The sequence below is a fragment of the Peptoniphilus grossensis genome (assembly GCF_001940285.1).
GTDB lineage: Bacteria > Bacillota > Clostridia > Tissierellales > Peptoniphilaceae > Peptoniphilus_A > Peptoniphilus_A faecalis.
Window position 1 is genome coordinate 1632022 of sequence record NZ_MJIH01000001.1, and the last position, 16388, is coordinate 1648409.

Consider the following 16388-nt stretch of genomic DNA (forward strand, 5'->3'; position numbering starts at 1 on the left):
GAATTAAATATTATTAAGGCTCGTAACTCGAGTCTTCTATTTTTGTATAGGATAAAAAGTAAAGCCATGGTTTCCCGTGGCTTTAAAATTTACTTTCTATTTTTAATTTCTTTTATTAAGTCTGGAACTATATTAAATAAATCGTCTACTATTCCATAGCTTGCTACGTTAAATATTGCTGCATCTGGGTCCTTATTTATTGCAATAATTGTAGCGGAGTTGTCCATTCCCTTTGTGTGTTGAATTGCTCCCGATATTCCAAGGGCAATGTATAAGTCTGGTTTTACTTGCACGCCAGTTACTCCAACTTGAAGGTCTTTATCACACCAGCCAAGGTCAGTTGCAGCTTTTGTTGCGCCAACTGCACCGCCAAGAGCATCGGCAAGTTCTTCTACTAAGTGCCAGTTTTCTGGGCCGCCAAGTCCCAATCCACCTGATACAACTATTTTTGAATTCATAAGTTTGTCGAGTAGAGGGTTTATGTCAGATTTTTCAAAGCCAATAAATTTTGTAGCAATGTCCTCTTCTTTAAGTTTCACTTCTTCTTTTATTATTTCAATCTTTTTACTTTCGTCACGAGTGGCCTCTACAAAGGCTCCTCTTCCAATTGTTGCCATCATAATTTCAGATAAAATTCTTACGTCGCAGAATAATTTTCCATCAAAGGATGGTCTAATCCATTTTATATCTTTTTTATCTTCTGCTAGCTCGACTGAGGAGCAGTCTGCAACAAGTCCAACGCCTTTTTTTGCGGAAATTCTTCCGGCAAGGTCACGACCGTTGTGGCTTGCTGGTAGCATTATTATTGCTGGGTCGTATTTATCCATTAATGTTTCTAAAACTTTTGCAAAGCCCAAGGTATTGTAATGTTCTAAAAGCTCATCCTCTACCTGAATTACTTTGTCGGCACCATAGTATCCTGATTCTCTTGCCATTTCGTCGTTATTAAATCCAATTTCAATTGATACAAGTTCTTTATCTAAATCCTCAGAAAGTTCTTTTGCCTTTGACATAGTTTCTTTAGTAATAAGTGAAAGTGAACCTTCTGAAGTTTCGTTTACTACCCAAATATTTCCTTTTTTCATTTTATCACCTACACTAATACTTTCTTATCTTCTAAAATTTTTATGACTTCTTTGATATTTCCCTTTGCAGAGCCAGTGTCAATTATGTTTCCTGCTTCTGATTTTCTTGGAGCACTTAAATCCTTTACTATTGTAAGAGAACCCTTTTGTCCAAGCTTGTCAGGGTCGAGTCCAAGGGAAGATGCAGTTAAGACGTGAATTTCTTTTTCCTTTGCAATTTCATCTCTATTTAATGCAAATTTTGAAGGCTTGTTCACTGAACCCTTTAGGGCTGTTGCAACAAAAGGTGTAGATAATTTTATGGTTTCAACGCCTGTGCCTATATTTCTCTTAACTTCAAATTCGCCATCTCGATAATTTATGTCGCATAGATAAGTAACTTGATTCATGCCGAGTCTTTCTGCAATTTGTGGGCCTACTTGTCCAGTATCGCCGTCTGTAGTTTGGTCGCCTGTAAAGATTATATCGTAATCACAAATTGATTTCGCCGCTTCTGCAAGTGCATAGGAAGTTGCTATTGTGTCAGATCCTTTAAACTCAAGACCTTCTAATAGATAAGCTTCTTCTGCACCCATTTGTATGCAATCACGCAAAAATTTTTCTGCTGAAGGTGGTCCCATAGTTAGCACGTCAATTTGGACATCTTCTTCTACTTGTTCTGATATATTTAATGCAAATTTAAGTCCACATAAGTCTGATGGATTTATTATAGTTTTAATTCCATCTCTAATTAAGTTATTAGTTTCTGGGTCAATTTTTGCATTAGTTGTGTCAGGAACAGTTTTCATTAATAATAATATCTTCATAGTTCCTCCTTAATATTTATTTAATATATTTATATTATACCCTAATAAATAGATTTATATTTCGATTTAAGAATTTTGATGGGAAGAAAACTTTTATGGAACAATAAATTTATAAAAAGGATATTAGTGTTTTTGAAGAAAATATATTACATTGCCTTAAATATTAAACGCAGAAGTTTTAAAGAAATTGAATAAGCGATATTTGAAAGGGGGACTAAATTTATGTTATTAATAAAAGAAGTTTATAAAAAAATTTCTAGGGTATATTAATACTGATAATGTTTATCATAATATTATCGCAAAAGTTAAAATTAAAATAAAGGAGGACAATATGTCACAAATAGGAAAGAAAATTCCAGAGTTTAAAACAATGGGCTATAGTCCAAAGAAAGAAGAGTTTATCGAAATTACAAATAAAGATTTTGAAGGTAAATGGACGGTGTTAATGTTCTACCCGGCAGATTTTACTTTTGTATGCCCTACGGAACTTGAGGATATGCAAGGTCAATATGCTAAATTACAAGAATTAGGTGTTGAAGTTTATTCTATGTCAACTGATACACATTTTGTGCATAAAGCTTGGCATGATCATTCAGAAGCTATTTCTAAGCTAGAATTTACAATGCTTGCTGATCCACATAAATCAATTACAAGAGATTTTGATGTGCTTGATGAAGAGCCAGGATTGGCACAAAGAGCTACTTTTATTATTGATCCAGATGGAATAATTCAAACTGTTGAAATTAATGCAGATGGAATTGGCCGTGATGCAAGTCAAGTATACGATAAGATTCGTGCGGCACAATTTGTAAGAAATAATCCTGGCGAAGTATGTCCAGCTAAATGGAAAGAAACAGGTGAAACATTAACTCCAGGACTAGATCTTGTTGGTAAAATCTAATGTTGGATTCAAATCTAAAAAATCAAGTAAAACAGTATTTACAACTTCTCGAAAGAGAGGTTGTAATCACTGCAAGTCTTGATGAGAGTGAAAATTCAAAAAAAGTTAAGGAATTTATAGATGAGTTATTACCTTTATCAGATAAATTAAAACTAAAAGAGGGAAATTTAAAGTATACTCCTAGTTTTTCTTTATCTTCAGAAGATATAGAGGGAATAACTTTTGCAGGAATTCCCTTGGGACATGAATTTGAATCCTTTGTCCTAGCACTTCTCCAAGTAGGGGGAAGAGTACCAAAGATTGAAGAGTCACAAATAAAGAGAATAAAATCAATTGATAAAGAGCTTGATTTTCAAACTATTGTAAGCCTAAGCTGCCACAATTGTCCTGAAGTTGTTCAAGCTTTAAATATAATGGCTGTACTTAATCCTAAAATTAAACATACTATGATCGATGGTTCTATGTTTAAGGATTATGTTGAAGAATTAGGAATATTGGCTGTACCAACTTCTTACCTAAAGGGTGAATTATTCTATAACGGCAAGATTTCTCTTAATGAAATTTTAAATAAAGTTACAGATGAGAAAGAAGATTTAAAGCTAGATGAAAAAGAAGAATTTGACGTATTGGTAATAGGCGGTGGGCCTGCAGGGGCAACTGCAGCAATTTATGCTGCCAGAAAGGGAATAAAGACAGGGCTTGTTGCTAAGGAATTTGGCGGACAAGTTAAGGAAACTTTAGCAATAGAAAACATTACTGGGCTTTCATATACTGAGGGGCCTAAATTCATGGACTATGTAAGGGAACATGTACAAAAGTATAATGTGGATATTATAGATAATGTAAATGTAGAAAATATAATAGAAGCAAATCCAATTAAAATAATTACTGATCATGGAGAACTTAAGTCTAAAACAATAATTATAGCAACTGGTGCTAAGTGGAGATTAATCGGAGTTCCTGGTGAAATTGAATTTAGAAATAAGGGCGTAGCTTATTGCACACATTGTGATGGACCTTTATTTAAGAATAAAAGGGTTACAGTAATCGGCGGAGGAAACTCGGGTATAGAAGCAGCTATTGACTTGGCAGGCATTGCAAAGGAAGTTTTAGTATTAGAATTTTTACCGGAGTTAAAGGCAGACTCTATATTACAAGATAAGTTAAAGGAACTTAAAAATGTAAGGGTTATTACTAATGCTGCTACACAAAGTCTAGAGGGTGGAAAAGTTTTAGAAAAAATAACTTATCAAGATAGAGTTAGCGGTGAAGTAATTACAGAAGATACACAGGGATGCTTTATTCAAGTGGGCCTTGTTCCTACGACTGAATGGCTCGACAATGTAGAAAAAAATTCTCGTGGCGAAATTATTGTAGACGAGTTTGGAAAAACTAATAAAGAAGGAATTTACGCAGCGGGAGATTGTACGAATTCTACATTTAAACAAATTGTGATAGCGCAAGGTAGCGGAGCCATAGCTGCACTAGGGGCATATAATTATTTAATGACTAAATAAAATTTATAGACTAATTGTATATATAATAGAAGAAATATGGTTTAGTTAAAGCTAAGCCATATTTTTCTCTTTTAGAATGAGCTATTGGTCGGGATTGGTAAAATAAATTAAAAGGTTTAAAGAGAAGAATATGAATTGAGGAGAAGGTGTAAGAAAATTCAAAATTTTATACACAGAAAAAAAGAAAGTTTTTTATTAAAATAAATTTAACTTACAATTTAATTTATAATTATAGAAAAAGTTTCTCTAAAAATTACAATGGAGAAGTTTAAAATTTCCCGAAAAATTTTCAATTACTTCAAAAAATTCCTTTACATTGGCTTAAATATACTATATAATGTTTAAGCGTTTAAAAAAGAATGTTGCGATGAAGTCATAAGTTGCTCGAAACTTTGCTGAAAAAAAGGAGTTTTGAGGTAATTATGACGGAGAAGTCCAAGCTGGACTTGGGCGAGGGTTATTTTTTTCAGATGGGCTCTATGATACACTAGGGCGCGTTTATCGATAACCCCATTCGCAAGTAAGGATTTAGCGAATAGGAGGTAAATATGTCTAACAAAGGCAAACAAAAAATCAGAATTAAACTTAAAGCTTATGATCACGAATTACTTGATAATTCAGCGTTAAGAATTGTTGAAGCTGCTAAGAAGAGCGGTGCAGAAGTATCTGGACCAATTCCTCTTCCAACAGAAAAGGAAATTATTACAATTATAAGAGCTGTACACATGTATAAGGATTCAAGAGAACAATTTGAGCAAAGAACTCACAAGCGTCTAATTGATATACTTAATCCTACACAAAAAACTGTAGATTCACTTATGAAGTTAAATCTACCAGCTGGTGTAGACATAGAAATTAAACTTTAAGACTTTGCTTTATAAGACTTCTATTTAGAAGTCCGCTGTAAATACTAGGAGGTGCAACATGAAATATTTAGTAGGTAAAAAAATTGGCATGACCCAAATTATTGATGAAGAGGGTAATGTTACTCCTGTCTCAGTTATTGAAGTAGAACCAAATGTTGTTGTGCAAAAGAAAACAATTGAAAGTGATGGATACAATGCTATCCAAGTTGCAACACATGAAGTTAAAGAAAAAAAACTTAACAAACCTGAGAAGGGACATTTCGACAAGGCAGGCGTAGGATATAGAAAACATCTTTCTGAATTTAGAACTGATGATGTAGATTCTTACAACCTTGGAGATGAAATAAAGGTAGATATTTTTGAAGTAGAGGAACATGTTGATGTAATTGGTACTTCAAAGGGAAAAGGAACTGCAGGTATTATCAAACGCCATAACTTTGGCCGTGGTAGAGAAACTCACGGTTCTAAATTCCACAGAATGCCAGGTGGTATGGGTGCTGCTTCTTATCCAGGAAAAGTATTCAAAAACCATAGAATGGCTGGAAAAATGGGTAACGAAAGAGTTACTGTTCAAAATTTAGAAATTGTTAGAATAGATACAGATAAAAATTTAATTTTAGTTAAGGGTGCTATCCCAGGACCTAAGAAGGGAACTGTAAGAATTAAAAGCACTGTTAAAATGACTAAATAAGATAGGGAGGTTAAGAAATGCCTAAAATTCAAATGATTGACATTAAGGGAAATCCTGTTGAAGAAGTCGAACTAAGTGAAGGGCTATTTGATGCTCCTATAAGCACTCATGCTGTTTATTTAGTTGTTAAAAATATTTTGGCTAATAAAAGACAAGGTACTCACTCTGCTAAAACTCGTGCTGAAGTGCGTGGAGGCGGAAGAAAGCCTTGGAGACAAAAAGGAACAGGTCGTGCAAGACAAGGTTCTATTAGATCGCCTCAATGGAGAGGTGGCGGAGTTGTTTTCGCTAAGAAACCAAGAGATTATTCTTATACAACTCCTAAGAAGGCTAGAAGAGTTGCTCTTAAGTCAGTTCTTACTAGCAAATTCCAAGATGGTGAAATGATTCTTGTTGATAAGTTCACAATGGATGAGCCAAAGACAAAGATCTTTGCAAACATCTTAAAGGATATTAAAGCAGGAAAAAAAGCGCTTGTAGTTGTTAATGATGACGAAAAGGACGTTCAAAGGGCTGCAAGAAATATCGCTGGAGTAAAAACATCTAGAGCCACTGATATTAATGTATATGATTTATTAAAATACGATAATCTTATTATCTCAAAGGCTGCACTAGATGTTGTTGAGGAGGTTTTTAACTGATGAATAAATTTGACATTATTAAAAGACCTTTAGTTACTGAAAAAAGCATGGATATGATGGCAGAAAATAAGTACACTTTTGAAGTGCAAAAGGATGCCACTAAACCTGAAATCAGAAAAGCTGTTGAAGAAATCTTCGGCGTTAAGGTTGAAAAAGTATATACAATGAATATGCGTGGAAAATTAAAAAGACAAGGAGTTCATCAAGGTAGACGTCCTTCATGGAAAAAAGCTATAGTTAAGCTTACTGATGACTCAGAACCGATAGAATTTTTTGATTCTATCTGATAGTAGGAGGTATTAAAATGGCGATTAGAGGATTTAAACCTACAACTCCTGCCCGTAGACAGATGACTGTTGCTACATTTGAAGAGATTACAAAGAAGACACCTGAAAAATCTCTTTTAGTTAGCATCAAAAAAACTGCCGGTAGAAATTCACAAGGTAGAATTACTAGTAGACATAGAGGCGGCGGAGTTAAGAGAAAATATAGAATTATAGATTTAAAGAGAGATAAAGATAATATTCCTGCAAAAGTAGCGGCTATTGAATATGATCCATATAGAACAGCTTACATTGCACTTTTACATTATGCAGATGGTGAAAAGAGATATATCATTCAACCTAATGGATTAAAAGTTGGAGATGTAATCGAATCAGGTTCAGATGCCGATATTAAAATTGGTAATGCGCTAATGCTTGCTGACATTCCAGTTGGTACTACTATTCACAATATCGAAATGACTCCAGGCAAGGGCGGCCAAATAGCAAGAAGTGCTGGATCATCAGCTCAACTAATGGCTAAAGAAGGAAAATATGCTCAACTTAGACTTCCTTCAGGTGAATTTAGATTGATAAATCAAAGATGTAGGGCAACTATTGGACAAGTTGGAAATATTTCTCACGAACTTATTACACTAGGTAAAGCGGGTAAGAGCAGATATCTTGGAAGAAGACCTCATGTTAGAGGATCTGCAATGAACCCTGTTGATCACCCACATGGTGGTGGAGAAGGTAGAACTCCAGTAGGTAGACCTTCACCAATGACTCCTTGGGGCAAGAAAGCTCTAGGGCTTAAGACTAGAAAGAAATCTAAAAAATCTGATATGTATATAGTAAGAAGAAGAACTAAGTAATCGGAGGGTATAATGAGTAGATCAATAAAAAAAGGACCATTTGCTGATGAACACCTTCTAAAGAAGGTTGACGAGCTTAATGAAAAGAACGAAAAGAAAGTAATTAAAACTTGGTCTCGTCGCTCAACTATTTTCCCTGAATTTGTATCACACACAATTGCTGTTCATGACGGCAGAAAACATGTGCCAGTATACATTACTGAAGACATGGTAGGACATAAATTAGGTGAATTTGTTCCAACGAGAACATATAGAGGCCACGGCGGCAAGAGCGAAAAGAGCACAACAGTTAAATAAGGAGGGTTATAATGCAAGCACAAGCAATTGCAAAATATGTAAGAATATCACCTCTTAAGGTGAATTATATTTGCGCTGAAATACGCGGCAAAAGTGTTGATGAGGCCCTCTCTATTTTAAAATTTACTAATAAGAGGGGAGCTCATGAACTCTATAAGGTACTAAAATCAGCTGTAGCTAATGCTGAAAACAACCTTAATTTGGACAGAGACGATCTTTATGTGAAAAAAGCATACGCTAATGACGGACCTACTATGAAGAGATTTCGTCCTAAGGCTAAGGGTATGGCTTATCCAATCCTTAAAAGATCAAGTCACATTGGCGTTGTAGTAGCAGAAAGAGAGTAAGGAGGTAGAGAATGGGCCAAAAAGTAAACCCACATGGACTTCGTGTTGGAATAATTAAAGATTGGGATTCAAAATGGTACGCAGACAAGAAAAATTTTGCCGATCTTTTAGTTGAAGACAACAATATTAGAAAATATGTCAAGAAAAAACTTTATACTGCAGGAATCTCTAAGATTGAAATTGAAAGAGCTGCTAATAGAGTTAAAGTTTCAATTCACACAGCTAAACCAGGAATGGTAATTGGACGTGGCGGAGCTGGAGTTGAAGAACTTAGAGCTGAAATTGAAAAGCTTACAAATAAATCTGTTGTAATAAATGTTGAGGAGATTAAAAATCAAGATTTAGATGCACAAATAGTTGCTGAAAGCATTGCAGAATCTCTTGAAAGAAGAGTTGCATTTAGACGTGCTATGAAACAAGCAATTCAAAGAACTATGCGTCAAGGAGCTCTTGGTATTAAGACTGCTGTATCAGGTCGTTTAGGCGGTGCAGATATGGCAAGAACTGAAGGTTATTCTGAAGGAACTATTCCTCTTCAAACATTAAGAGCTGATATCGACTACGGTTTCGCTGAAGCTGATACTACTTACGGTAAGATTGGCGTTAAGGTTTGGCTTTATAAGGGCGAAGTTCTCCCTGAATTAAAAGAAGATTCAAGAAGAAAACCTAGAGATAACAGAGATAATAGAAATCGCAAAAGACGCGATAACAGAAATAATAATTTTAACAGAAACAATAGAAGAGACAATAAGAATAAAGAGTCTTAAAGAAGGGAGGAATAGTCATGTTGATGCCTAAGAGAGTAAAATATCGTAAAGTTCACAGAGGCAGAATGAAGGGCAAGGCTATGCGTGGTAATGAGCTTGCATATGGCGAATATGGTATAAAAGCTTTAGAACCTTGTTGGATAACTTCAAATCAAATAGAAGCGGCACGTCGTGCTATGACAAGATATATTCGTAGAGGTGGAAATATCTGGATTAAGATTTTCCCAGACAAACCTGTTACTGAAAAACCTGCTGAAACTCGTATGGGTTCTGGTAAAGGTGCTCCAGAGTATTGGGTTGCAGTAGTTAAACCAGGAAGAATTTTATTTGAAATGGGCGGTGTTTCTGAAGAAGTTGCAAGAGAAGCTATGAGACTTGCATCTATGAAACTGCCTGTGAAAACTAAATTCGTTATGAAAGATAAGGATGGTGACTCAAATGAAGGCTAATGAAATTCGTAATTTATCAAGCGAAGAATTAAATAATAAAGTTAATGAGCTTAAGAATGAACTTTTTAATTTGAGATTTAGATTGGCAACAGGCCAACTTGACAATCCATCAAGCATTAAAATGGTTAAAAGAGATATAGCAAGAGTAAAGACGATCATTAGAGAACGTGAACTTGAAGTTGGAAAGGAGGCTTAATCTCATGGAAAGAAATTCAAGAAAAACTATAACTGGAGTTGTAGTAAGTGATAAAATGGATAAAACTATTGTAGTAGCAATTGAGACTTTTAAAACTCACCCTATTTACAAGAAGAGATTTAAGAAGACTACTAAATTCAAGGCTCATGATGAAAACAACGAATGTGGTATTGGTGATCGCGTAAAACTTATGGAAACTAGACCACTAAGTAAAGATAAAAGATGGAGACTTGTAGAAATTATTGAAAAAGCTCAATAATTTTAACTTGAAAGGAGAATAACATGATTCAACAAGAAACAAGATTGCGTGTTGCTGACAATTCAGGTGCAAGAGAACTATCTGTAATTAAAGTCCTTGGTGGAACTAATAGAAAAACAGCTAGTATCGGAGATATCGTGGTTTGTTCTGTAAAGAATGCAACACCCGGTGGCGTTGTCAAAAAAGGTTCTGTTGTAAAAGCAGTTGTTGTTAGAACAAACAAGGGTATCAGCAGAAAAGATGGATCTTACATTAGTTTTGACGACAATGCTGCTGTTGTAATTAAAGATGATAGAAGCCCTGTTGGTACTCGTATTTTTGGACCTGTAACTAGAGAACTAAGAGCTGGAAACTTTATGAAAATTATTTCTCTAGCTCCGGAAGTACTATAATTTGGAGGTGTAATATGAAAATTAAAAAGGATGACATCGTAAAAGTTATAGCCGGAAAAGATAAAGGCAAAACTGGTAAGGTATTAAGAACAATTCCTAAAAAAGATTTAGTAGTTGTTGAAAAGGTAAATATTGTTACTAAACACATTAAACCTAGAGGACCACAAAATCCAGGTGGAATAGAAAAAATGGAAGCTCCAATTCATGTATCTAATGTTATGTACTTTGACAGTGCATCAGGAAAAGCTACAAGAATTGGATATAAGATAGAAGACGGAAAAAAAGTTAGATTTGCAAAATCTAGCGGAAAGGTAATTAAGTAGGGGGTAGAATAATGACTTCAAGACTACAAGAAAAATATAAGACAGAAGTTGTGGGCCACCTAATGGAACGTTTCAACTACAGCAACGTTATGGAAGTACCGAAACTTGAAAAAATCACTATTAACATTGGAATTGGTGAAGCTAAAGACAATCACAAAGCTCTTGAATCTGCAGTAGAGGAACTTACTACAATAGCAGGTCAAAAGGCTGTTGTTACTAAGGCGAGAAAATCAATTGCCAACTTTAAACTTCGTGCAGGACAAAATGTTGGCGTTAAGGTTACTCTAAGAGGACAAAGAATGTATGAATTCTTAGACAAATTAATGAATGTTGCCCTTCCAAGAGTAAGAGACTTTAGAGGTGTTAAGCCTACTGCTTTTGACGGTAGAGGAAACTATGCTCTAGGCCTTAAAGAACAACTTATCTTCCCTGAAATTGAGTATGATAAAGTTGATGCTATTAGAGGAATGGACATCATCATAGTAACTACTGCTAATACTGATGAAGAAGCTAAAGAATTCCTAGATAAAATGGGAATGCCTTTTGCTAAGGCTTAAGGAGGTACATTGTGGCAAAAAAATCAATGATTGCAAAACAAAAGAGGAAACAAAAGTATTCTTCTCGTGAATATACTAGATGTAAAATTTGTGGAAGACCACATTCAGTTTTACAAAAATATGGAATATGTAGAATATGCTTTAGAGAACTTGCGTATAAGGGACAAATTCCTGGCGTAAGAAAAGCTAGCTGGTAAAGCCTTAGATGAAAGGAGGCAAACTGATATGATGACAGACCCAATTGCAGATATGCTATCAAGAATTAGAAATGCAAATAATGCAAGACATAAATCTGTTGATATTCCTTGTTCAAAAATCAAAAAAGAAATCGCTCAAATTCTTCTTGATGAAGGTTATATTAAAGGATATGATGTTGTTGAAGACGACAAACAAGGAATGATCAAGATTGATCTTAAGTATTCTCAAGACGGAGAAAGAGTTATTTCTGGATTAAAGAGAATATCTAAACCGGGACTTAGAGTTTATGTTAAGTGCGAAGATGTTCCTAAAGTTCTAGGAGGACTGGGAATTGCAATTATCTCTACATCTAAGGGAATAATTACAGATAAAATGGCAAGAAAAGAAAAAGTTGGCGGAGAGGTAATCTGCTACGTTTGGTAATTTGGAGGTGAAAAATGTCAAGAATTGGCAAAAAACCTATTGAAATCCCAAAGGGCGTTGATATTAAAATTGACGGTCAAACAGTAACTGTTAAGGGACCAAGGGGTGAACTAACACAATCTTTTGATAAAGATTTAAAAATAGAATTAAATGACGGAGTTCTCACTGTAGAAAGACCAAATGAGATTAAAAAAATTAAGGCACTTCACGGTTTAACTAGAACTCTAATCTACAATATGATAATTGGCGTTACAGAAGGTTACTCAAAATCACTTGAAATAATCGGAACTGGATATAGAGCTGCTAAGAAAGGAAAGGTTCTTTCTCTTAACTTAGGATTTTCACATCCTCTTGATCTTGAAGATCCAGAAGGTATTGAAGTTGAAGTTCCTGCAGCTAACTCCATTATTGTAAAGGGTAATGACAAACAACAAGTTGGCGCTTATGCTGCTTACATTAGAAGCTTCAGAGAACCTGAACCTTACAAGGGTAAAGGTATTAGATATACTGATGAATATGTAAGACGTAAAGTTGGTAAGACTGGTAAGTAAGAGAGGAGAATTTAAGTGTTAAAAAAGATTAATAAAAATGCAAATAGAATAAAAAGACACAAAAGACTTAGAAATCATATCTCCGGTACTTCTGCTAAACCAAGACTTTCAGTTTACAGATCATCTAAGCATATTTATGCTCAACTAATTGATGATGAAGCTGGCAATACTTTATTAAGTGCATCAACTCTTGATAAGGCATTGAATTTAGAAAACACTGGAAATATTGAAGCGGCAAAGGCTGTTGGTGCTTCTATTGCTGAGAAAGCAAAGGAAAAAGGCATCGAAGAAGTTGTCTTTGATAGAAGCGGTTATGTATATCATGGCAAAATCAAAGCACTTGCTGACGCAGCTAGAGAAGCTGGGCTAAAATTCTAAGAAGGAGGAAGTAATGGAGCGTTCATTAATAAATGCGGCAGAACTTGATCTTGAAGAAAGAGTTGTATCTATAAATAGAGTTGCCAAAGTAGTTAAGGGTGGTAGAAATTTTAGATTTTCTGCTCTTGTAGTAGTTGGCGACAAAAATGGACACGTTGGTGTAGGTACAGGTAAAGCTCTTGAAGTTCCTGAAGCTATAAGAAAAGCAACACAAGATGCTAGAAAGCATATTATAAAAGTAAACCTACTAAATACTTCTATTCCTCATCAAGTAACTGGAATTTATGGAGCAGGTAGAGTTTTCTTAAAACCAGCAAGAGAAGGTACAGGAGTTATCGCAGGCGGAGCTGTTCGTGCTGTATGTGAACTTGCAGGTATCACTGATATTCGTACTAAGAATATTGGTACAAATAATCCAAGAAATACAGTTAATGCAACAATTGAAGGATTAAAACAACTTAAAACTGTTGAATCTGTTGCAAGACTTAGAAATAAATCAGCGGATGAAATAATAGGATAGGAGGAAAATCATGAGTACAATTAAAATTAAACTTGTAAAAAGTCCTATCGGTAGAGTACCTAAACACAGAAAAACAATAAAAGCACTTGGTCTTAAAAAATTAAACCAAGTTGTTGAAAAAAATGATACACCTCAAATTAGAGGTATGTTGAAACAAGTCGATTATATGATCGAAATAGTAGAATAAGGAGGTGTACCTAATGAAGTTACATGACTTAAGACCTAATGAAGGCGGCGGAGTTAAAGCTAGAAAAAGAGTAGGTCGTGGAATAGGTTCCGGTACTGGAAAAACATCTGGCAAAGGTCACAAGGGACAAAATGCTAGAAGTGGCGGAGGAGTTAGACCTGGATTTGAAGGTGGACAAATGCCACTATTTAGACGTCTTCCTAAGAGAGGATTTACAAATATCTTTAAGAAGGAATATGCAGTTATTAACGTAGCAGATCTTAATGTATTTGAAGAAGGAACTGAAATCACTCCTGAATTCTTAATAGAAAATAAATTTATCAAAGCTGGAAAAGCTAAAGACGGAATTAGAATTTTGGGAGATGGTGAATTAAATGTTAAACTTACTGTAAAAGCTCAGCATTTCTCAAAATCTGCTAAAGAAAAAATTGAGGCTTGCGGAGGAAAGGCCGAGGTGATTTAATGCTATCTACTTTTAGAAATGCATGGAAAATTGAGTCAATTCGCAAGAAGATGCTTTTCACTTTATTCATGCTTCTATTATATAGACTTGGATCACATATTGCTGTTCCTTACATGAACTCACAAGTTATTTCACAACTTATGAGTGGAGCAGGTGGATCAATTTTCTCCTTCCTAGATTTAATGGCAGGAGGTAACTTTAGAAGGTTTACAATTTTTGCCGCTAATATATATCCCTATGTTACTGCGTCAATTATTCTTCAACTTTTGACAATTGCAATTCCTTCATTGGAATCTCTTGCAAAAGAGGGAGAAACTGGTAGAAAGGCTATTGCAAAGTATACTAGATATCTTTCTATCGCCATAGCTCTTGTACAAGCCATTGGTTATACTTTTGGTCTTTTCAGACAAGCTATAAACGCAACAAGTGCTATTGAATATGCAACAATTATCCTATCAATTGTAGCAGGTACTGCTATTCTAGTTTGGATAGGTGAACAAATAACTGAACATGGAATTGGAAATGGTATTTCAATTTTAATTTTTGCAGGTATCGTTTCAAGATTCCCAATTGATATAGCTCAATCAGTTGCTCTTGTAAGAGCGGGAAAATCTAGTCCAATCTTTTTAGTGCTATTCGTAATAATTGCAATTGCAATTGTTGTATTTGTAGTAACACTTACTGAAGGTGAAAGAAGAATTCCTGTACAATATGCAAAGCGAGTTGTAGGAAGAAAAATGTATGGCGGTCAAGCTACTCATATTCCTATTAAAGTTTTGATGACTGGTGTTATGCCAATTATCTTTGCCAACTCACTACTTGCTATTCCAGCAACTATTGCTATGTTCACTAGTGAATCAACTAGAAATTGGATTCAAAAATGGTTAACTCCTGCTGGAGGACCTGGAGCTGTGATTTATATAATATTTACTATAATTCTTATTGTATTCTTCACATTTTTCTACACGACAATCCAATTTAATACTGTTGAATACTCTAAAAACCTTCAAGCTAATGGTGGCTTTATTAGCGGAATTAGAGCAGGTAAACCGACAAGTGATTATTTAGGTAGAACTTTGAATAGATTGGTTATGCCAGGAGCAATTGCGCTTTCTATACTTGCAGTTCTTCCAACTATACTAACACTTATTTCAGGATTACAATTTAATTATGGTGGTACTTCAATTATCATCGTAGTTGGTGTTGTGCTTGAAATTCACAGAGTATTAGAACAACAATTAATCATGAGAAATTATCGTGGTTTCTTAAAGAATAAATAGGAGGCATTTATGAAATTAGTTATATTGGGACCTCCAGGGGCCGGAAAGGGCACACAAGCTGAATATATTGTTGAAAGATACAATATTCCACACATTTCAACTGGAGATATCTTTAGAGAAAATATTAAGAACAACACAGAACTTGGTAAGGAAGCAAAATCTTATATGGATAAGGGACTTTTAGTTCCAGACGATCTTGTAATCGCACTTGTTGAAGATAGACTAAACAAGGAAGATGCTAAAAAGGGATTTTTACTAGATGGTTTTCCAAGAACCGTAGCTCAAGCTGTTAGTCTTGATTCTATTTTAGATAAAAATGATGAAAAGCTAAATAATGTTATTAATATTACAGTTGATCCTAAAATTTTAATAGAAAGAGCTGTTGGAAGACGAGTTTGTAAAACTTGTGGAATGACTTATCATGTTAAATTCAACCCTCCAAAGGAAGAAGGAATTTGTGATAAGGACGGTACTAAGCTTATTCAAAGAGATGACGATACTGAAGAAACTGTAAAGACTAGAATTTCAGTTTACTTTGATCAAACTGCACCTCTTATTGATTACTACAGAGCGCAAAATCTTCTCGTAGATATCGACGGGGCTAAGGACATTGACAAAGTATTTGAAGATATAGTTAATGGTCTTGAATAGTTCATGGATAATACATTTAGTCTTTTAAGGGGACAAGTTGTAAGATCCAAAAAAGGTAGAGATGAGGGAAGAGTTTTTGTAATCACTGAGATTATAGATGATGATTTTCTCTTTATCGTAGATGGAAAGCTAAGAAAGCTAGATCGACCAAAGAAAAAAAAGGTAAAACATCTTTATATATATAAGGATGTCATTGATCTTAATGTTAAAGATTTAAATGACAGTTATATTAGAAAGAAACTATTACCTTATAGCTAAAGGAGGATCCTTAATAATATGGCTAAAGAAGATGTAATTGAAGTTGAAGGCGTTGTTGTAGACGCTCTTCCAAATACTCATTTCAAGGTTGAGCTTGAAAACGGACATATCATACTTGCTCATATTTCAGGTAAATTGAGAATGAATTATATTAGAATTCTTCCTGGTGATAAGGTGACAGTTGAGCTTTCACCTTATGATCTTACAAGAGGAAGAATAACTTGGAGAAAGAAATAATCCTAGAGTTAGG

29 protein-coding genes are annotated in these 16388 nt (G+C 34.7%); 27 read left to right on the forward strand and 2 right to left on the reverse strand.

Features of this window, described 5'->3' with window-relative positions:
* Nucleotides 1-89 precede the first annotated feature (89 nt).
* Complete coding sequence (locus tag BIV18_RS07800; RefSeq protein WP_075660065.1) at nt 90-1085, reverse strand: electron transfer flavoprotein subunit alpha/FixB family protein; 996 nt, start codon at nt 1083-1085, stop codon at nt 90-92.
* Between the two features lie 8 nt (nt 1086-1093).
* Entirely contained in the window at nt 1094-1891 is a 798-nt protein-coding gene (locus BIV18_RS07805) for an electron transfer flavoprotein subunit beta/FixA family protein (protein ID WP_075660066.1), read from the reverse strand.
* Nucleotides 1892-2222: 331 nt separating this feature from the next.
* Between BIV18_RS07805 and ahpC the strand changes: the two genes are divergently transcribed.
* From ahpC to infA, 27 genes are all read left to right on the forward strand, one after another.
* Complete coding sequence (gene ahpC / locus BIV18_RS07810; protein WP_075660067.1) at nt 2223-2792, forward strand: alkyl hydroperoxide reductase subunit C; 570 nt, start codon at nt 2223-2225, stop codon at nt 2790-2792.
* On the forward strand, nt 2792-4309 hold the full coding sequence (gene ahpF / locus BIV18_RS07815; RefSeq protein WP_075660068.1) for an alkyl hydroperoxide reductase subunit F: 1518 nt from the start codon (nt 2792-2794) through the stop codon (nt 4307-4309). The genes ahpC and ahpF overlap by 1 nt, the downstream gene beginning before the upstream one ends.
* Nucleotides 4310-4857: 548 nt before the next feature.
* On the forward strand, nt 4858-5175 hold the full coding sequence (gene rpsJ, locus BIV18_RS07820; protein WP_075660069.1) for a 30S ribosomal protein S10: 318 nt from the start codon (nt 4858-4860) through the stop codon (nt 5173-5175).
* Between the two features lie 58 nt (nt 5176-5233).
* Nucleotides 5234-5866 (forward strand): 50S ribosomal protein L3, encoded by a 633-nt coding sequence (rplC, locus tag BIV18_RS07825; RefSeq protein ID WP_075660070.1) that lies wholly within the window; start codon nt 5234-5236, stop codon nt 5864-5866.
* A gap of 17 nt (nt 5867-5883) precedes the next feature.
* A complete protein-coding gene (gene rplD / locus BIV18_RS07830) occupies nt 5884-6507 on the forward strand; it encodes a 50S ribosomal protein L4 (RefSeq protein ID WP_075660071.1) in 624 nt (207 codons plus the stop codon).
* The gene (rplW, locus tag BIV18_RS07835; RefSeq protein WP_075660072.1) at nt 6507-6794 is read left to right on the forward strand and encodes a 50S ribosomal protein L23; all 288 of its coding nucleotides are present in this window, start codon (nt 6507-6509) and stop codon (nt 6792-6794) included. The genes rplD and rplW overlap by 1 nt, the downstream gene beginning before the upstream one ends.
* 17 nt (nt 6795-6811) lie before the next feature.
* Entirely contained in the window at nt 6812-7642 is an 831-nt protein-coding gene (rplB, locus tag BIV18_RS07840; protein ID WP_075660073.1) for a 50S ribosomal protein L2, read from the forward strand.
* A gap of 12 nt (nt 7643-7654) precedes the next feature.
* Nucleotides 7655-7939, forward strand: coding sequence for a 30S ribosomal protein S19 (gene rpsS, locus BIV18_RS07845; protein WP_019107919.1), 285 nt, complete (start codon nt 7655-7657; stop codon nt 7937-7939).
* Between the two features lie 11 nt (nt 7940-7950).
* A complete protein-coding gene (gene rplV, locus BIV18_RS07850; protein WP_019107918.1) occupies nt 7951-8286 on the forward strand; it encodes a 50S ribosomal protein L22 in 336 nt (111 codons plus the stop codon).
* A gap of 11 nt (nt 8287-8297) precedes the next feature.
* A complete protein-coding gene (rpsC, locus tag BIV18_RS07855) occupies nt 8298-9053 on the forward strand; it encodes a 30S ribosomal protein S3 (protein ID WP_075660074.1) in 756 nt (251 codons plus the stop codon).
* 17 nt (nt 9054-9070) lie between these two features.
* On the forward strand, nt 9071-9502 hold the full coding sequence (gene rplP / locus BIV18_RS07860; RefSeq protein WP_075660075.1) for a 50S ribosomal protein L16: 432 nt from the start codon (nt 9071-9073) through the stop codon (nt 9500-9502).
* Nucleotides 9492-9698, forward strand: a complete 207-nt coding sequence (gene rpmC / locus BIV18_RS07865; RefSeq protein WP_075660076.1) for a 50S ribosomal protein L29 — start codon at nt 9492-9494, stop codon at nt 9696-9698. The genes rplP and rpmC overlap by 11 nt, the downstream gene beginning before the upstream one ends.
* Nucleotides 9699-9702: 4 nt before the next feature.
* Nucleotides 9703-9957 carry a 30S ribosomal protein S17 gene (gene rpsQ / locus BIV18_RS07870; protein WP_075660077.1) on the forward strand — a complete coding sequence of 85 codons (255 nt, stop codon included), beginning with the start codon at nt 9703-9705 and terminating at the stop codon, nt 9955-9957.
* A 23-nt stretch (nt 9958-9980) separates the two neighbouring features.
* Nucleotides 9981-10349 carry a 50S ribosomal protein L14 gene (rplN, locus tag BIV18_RS07875; protein ID WP_075660078.1) on the forward strand — a complete coding sequence of 123 codons (369 nt, stop codon included), beginning with the start codon at nt 9981-9983 and terminating at the stop codon, nt 10347-10349.
* Between the two features lie 14 nt (nt 10350-10363).
* The gene (gene rplX, locus BIV18_RS07880; protein WP_075660079.1) at nt 10364-10672 is read left to right on the forward strand and encodes a 50S ribosomal protein L24; all 309 of its coding nucleotides are present in this window, start codon (nt 10364-10366) and stop codon (nt 10670-10672) included.
* A gap of 11 nt (nt 10673-10683) precedes the next feature.
* On the forward strand, nt 10684-11229 hold the full coding sequence (gene rplE / locus BIV18_RS07885) for a 50S ribosomal protein L5 (RefSeq protein WP_075660080.1): 546 nt from the start codon (nt 10684-10686) through the stop codon (nt 11227-11229).
* A gap of 11 nt (nt 11230-11240) precedes the next feature.
* Nucleotides 11241-11426 (forward strand): type Z 30S ribosomal protein S14, encoded by a 186-nt coding sequence (locus tag BIV18_RS07890; RefSeq protein WP_005957510.1) that lies wholly within the window; start codon nt 11241-11243, stop codon nt 11424-11426.
* A gap of 28 nt (nt 11427-11454) precedes the next feature.
* Complete coding sequence (rpsH, locus tag BIV18_RS07895; RefSeq protein WP_075660081.1) at nt 11455-11850, forward strand: 30S ribosomal protein S8; 396 nt, start codon at nt 11455-11457, stop codon at nt 11848-11850.
* A gap of 14 nt (nt 11851-11864) precedes the next feature.
* Nucleotides 11865-12401, forward strand: a complete 537-nt coding sequence (gene rplF / locus BIV18_RS07900) for a 50S ribosomal protein L6 (RefSeq protein WP_075660082.1) — start codon at nt 11865-11867, stop codon at nt 12399-12401.
* Nucleotides 12402-12416: 15 nt separating this feature from the next.
* Nucleotides 12417-12779, forward strand: a complete 363-nt coding sequence (gene rplR, locus BIV18_RS07905; RefSeq protein WP_075660083.1) for a 50S ribosomal protein L18 — start codon at nt 12417-12419, stop codon at nt 12777-12779.
* 13 nt (nt 12780-12792) lie between these two features.
* Nucleotides 12793-13299, forward strand: coding sequence for a 30S ribosomal protein S5 (rpsE, locus tag BIV18_RS07910; protein ID WP_075660084.1), 507 nt, complete (start codon nt 12793-12795; stop codon nt 13297-13299).
* Nucleotides 13300-13309: 10 nt separating this feature from the next.
* Nucleotides 13310-13486, forward strand: coding sequence for a 50S ribosomal protein L30 (rpmD, locus tag BIV18_RS07915; protein WP_075660085.1), 177 nt, complete (start codon nt 13310-13312; stop codon nt 13484-13486).
* Between the two features lie 13 nt (nt 13487-13499).
* On the forward strand, nt 13500-13949 hold the full coding sequence (gene rplO / locus BIV18_RS07920) for a 50S ribosomal protein L15 (protein WP_019107904.1): 450 nt from the start codon (nt 13500-13502) through the stop codon (nt 13947-13949).
* Nucleotides 13949-15229, forward strand: a complete 1281-nt coding sequence (gene secY / locus BIV18_RS07925; RefSeq protein ID WP_075660086.1) for a preprotein translocase subunit SecY — start codon at nt 13949-13951, stop codon at nt 15227-15229. Before rplO ends, secY begins: the two co-directional genes overlap by 1 nt.
* Nucleotides 15230-15238: 9 nt before the next feature.
* Nucleotides 15239-15880 (forward strand): adenylate kinase, encoded by a 642-nt coding sequence (locus BIV18_RS07930; protein ID WP_075660087.1) that lies wholly within the window; start codon nt 15239-15241, stop codon nt 15878-15880.
* Between the two features lie 3 nt (nt 15881-15883).
* The gene (locus tag BIV18_RS07935) at nt 15884-16138 is read left to right on the forward strand and encodes a KOW domain-containing RNA-binding protein (protein WP_075660088.1); all 255 of its coding nucleotides are present in this window, start codon (nt 15884-15886) and stop codon (nt 16136-16138) included.
* Nucleotides 16139-16156: 18 nt separating this feature from the next.
* Nucleotides 16157-16375, forward strand: coding sequence for a translation initiation factor IF-1 (gene infA / locus BIV18_RS07940; protein WP_005957367.1), 219 nt, complete (start codon nt 16157-16159; stop codon nt 16373-16375).
* Nucleotides 16376-16388 lie beyond the last annotated feature (13 nt).

What these genes read in the sequence shown, in the direction of transcription:
- rplF (WP_075660082.1), top strand. Translation starts at nt 11,865, where the DNA reads ATGTCAAGAATTGGCAAAAAACCTATTGAAATCCCAAAGGGCGTTGAT.
- rpsH (WP_075660081.1), top strand. Translation starts at nt 11,455, where the DNA reads ATGATGACAGACCCAATTGCAGATATGCTATCAAGAATTAGAAATGCA.
- rplB (WP_075660073.1), top strand. Translation starts at nt 6,812, where the DNA reads ATGGCGATTAGAGGATTTAAACCTACAACTCCTGCCCGTAGACAGATG.
- rplV (WP_019107918.1), top strand. Translation starts at nt 7,951, where the DNA reads ATGCAAGCACAAGCAATTGCAAAATATGTAAGAATATCACCTCTTAAG.
- rpsJ (WP_075660069.1), top strand. Translation starts at nt 4,858, where the DNA reads ATGTCTAACAAAGGCAAACAAAAAATCAGAATTAAACTTAAAGCTTAT.
- BIV18_RS07935 (WP_075660088.1), top strand. Translation starts at nt 15,884, where the DNA reads ATGGATAATACATTTAGTCTTTTAAGGGGACAAGTTGTAAGATCCAAA.
- rplX (WP_075660079.1), top strand. Translation starts at nt 10,364, where the DNA reads ATGAAAATTAAAAAGGATGACATCGTAAAAGTTATAGCCGGAAAAGAT.
- rplE (WP_075660080.1), top strand. Translation starts at nt 10,684, where the DNA reads ATGACTTCAAGACTACAAGAAAAATATAAGACAGAAGTTGTGGGCCAC.
- rpsE (WP_075660084.1), top strand. Translation starts at nt 12,793, where the DNA reads ATGGAGCGTTCATTAATAAATGCGGCAGAACTTGATCTTGAAGAAAGA.
- rplC (WP_075660070.1), top strand. Translation starts at nt 5,234, where the DNA reads ATGAAATATTTAGTAGGTAAAAAAATTGGCATGACCCAAATTATTGAT.
- rpmC (WP_075660076.1), top strand. Translation starts at nt 9,492, where the DNA reads ATGAAGGCTAATGAAATTCGTAATTTATCAAGCGAAGAATTAAATAAT.
- rplP (WP_075660075.1), top strand. Translation starts at nt 9,071, where the DNA reads ATGTTGATGCCTAAGAGAGTAAAATATCGTAAAGTTCACAGAGGCAGA.
- ahpC (WP_075660067.1), top strand. Translation starts at nt 2,223, where the DNA reads ATGTCACAAATAGGAAAGAAAATTCCAGAGTTTAAAACAATGGGCTAT.
- infA (WP_005957367.1), top strand. Translation starts at nt 16,157, where the DNA reads ATGGCTAAAGAAGATGTAATTGAAGTTGAAGGCGTTGTTGTAGACGCT.
- ahpF (WP_075660068.1), top strand. Translation starts at nt 2,792, where the DNA reads ATGTTGGATTCAAATCTAAAAAATCAAGTAAAACAGTATTTACAACTT.
- BIV18_RS07800 (WP_075660065.1), bottom strand. Translation starts at nt 1,085, where the DNA reads ATGAAAAAAGGAAATATTTGGGTAGTAAACGAAACTTCAGAAGGTTCA.
- rpsC (WP_075660074.1), top strand. Translation starts at nt 8,298, where the DNA reads ATGGGCCAAAAAGTAAACCCACATGGACTTCGTGTTGGAATAATTAAA.
- rpsS (WP_019107919.1), top strand. Translation starts at nt 7,655, where the DNA reads ATGAGTAGATCAATAAAAAAAGGACCATTTGCTGATGAACACCTTCTA.
- BIV18_RS07930 (WP_075660087.1), top strand. Translation starts at nt 15,239, where the DNA reads ATGAAATTAGTTATATTGGGACCTCCAGGGGCCGGAAAGGGCACACAA.
- rpmD (WP_075660085.1), top strand. Translation starts at nt 13,310, where the DNA reads ATGAGTACAATTAAAATTAAACTTGTAAAAAGTCCTATCGGTAGAGTA.
- rplO (WP_019107904.1), top strand. Translation starts at nt 13,500, where the DNA reads ATGAAGTTACATGACTTAAGACCTAATGAAGGCGGCGGAGTTAAAGCT.
- BIV18_RS07805 (WP_075660066.1), bottom strand. Translation starts at nt 1,891, where the DNA reads ATGAAGATATTATTATTAATGAAAACTGTTCCTGACACAACTAATGCA.
- rplN (WP_075660078.1), top strand. Translation starts at nt 9,981, where the DNA reads ATGATTCAACAAGAAACAAGATTGCGTGTTGCTGACAATTCAGGTGCA.
- rpsQ (WP_075660077.1), top strand. Translation starts at nt 9,703, where the DNA reads ATGGAAAGAAATTCAAGAAAAACTATAACTGGAGTTGTAGTAAGTGAT.
- rplW (WP_075660072.1), top strand. Translation starts at nt 6,507, where the DNA reads ATGAATAAATTTGACATTATTAAAAGACCTTTAGTTACTGAAAAAAGC.
- secY (WP_075660086.1), top strand. Translation starts at nt 13,949, where the DNA reads ATGCTATCTACTTTTAGAAATGCATGGAAAATTGAGTCAATTCGCAAG.
- rplD (WP_075660071.1), top strand. Translation starts at nt 5,884, where the DNA reads ATGCCTAAAATTCAAATGATTGACATTAAGGGAAATCCTGTTGAAGAA.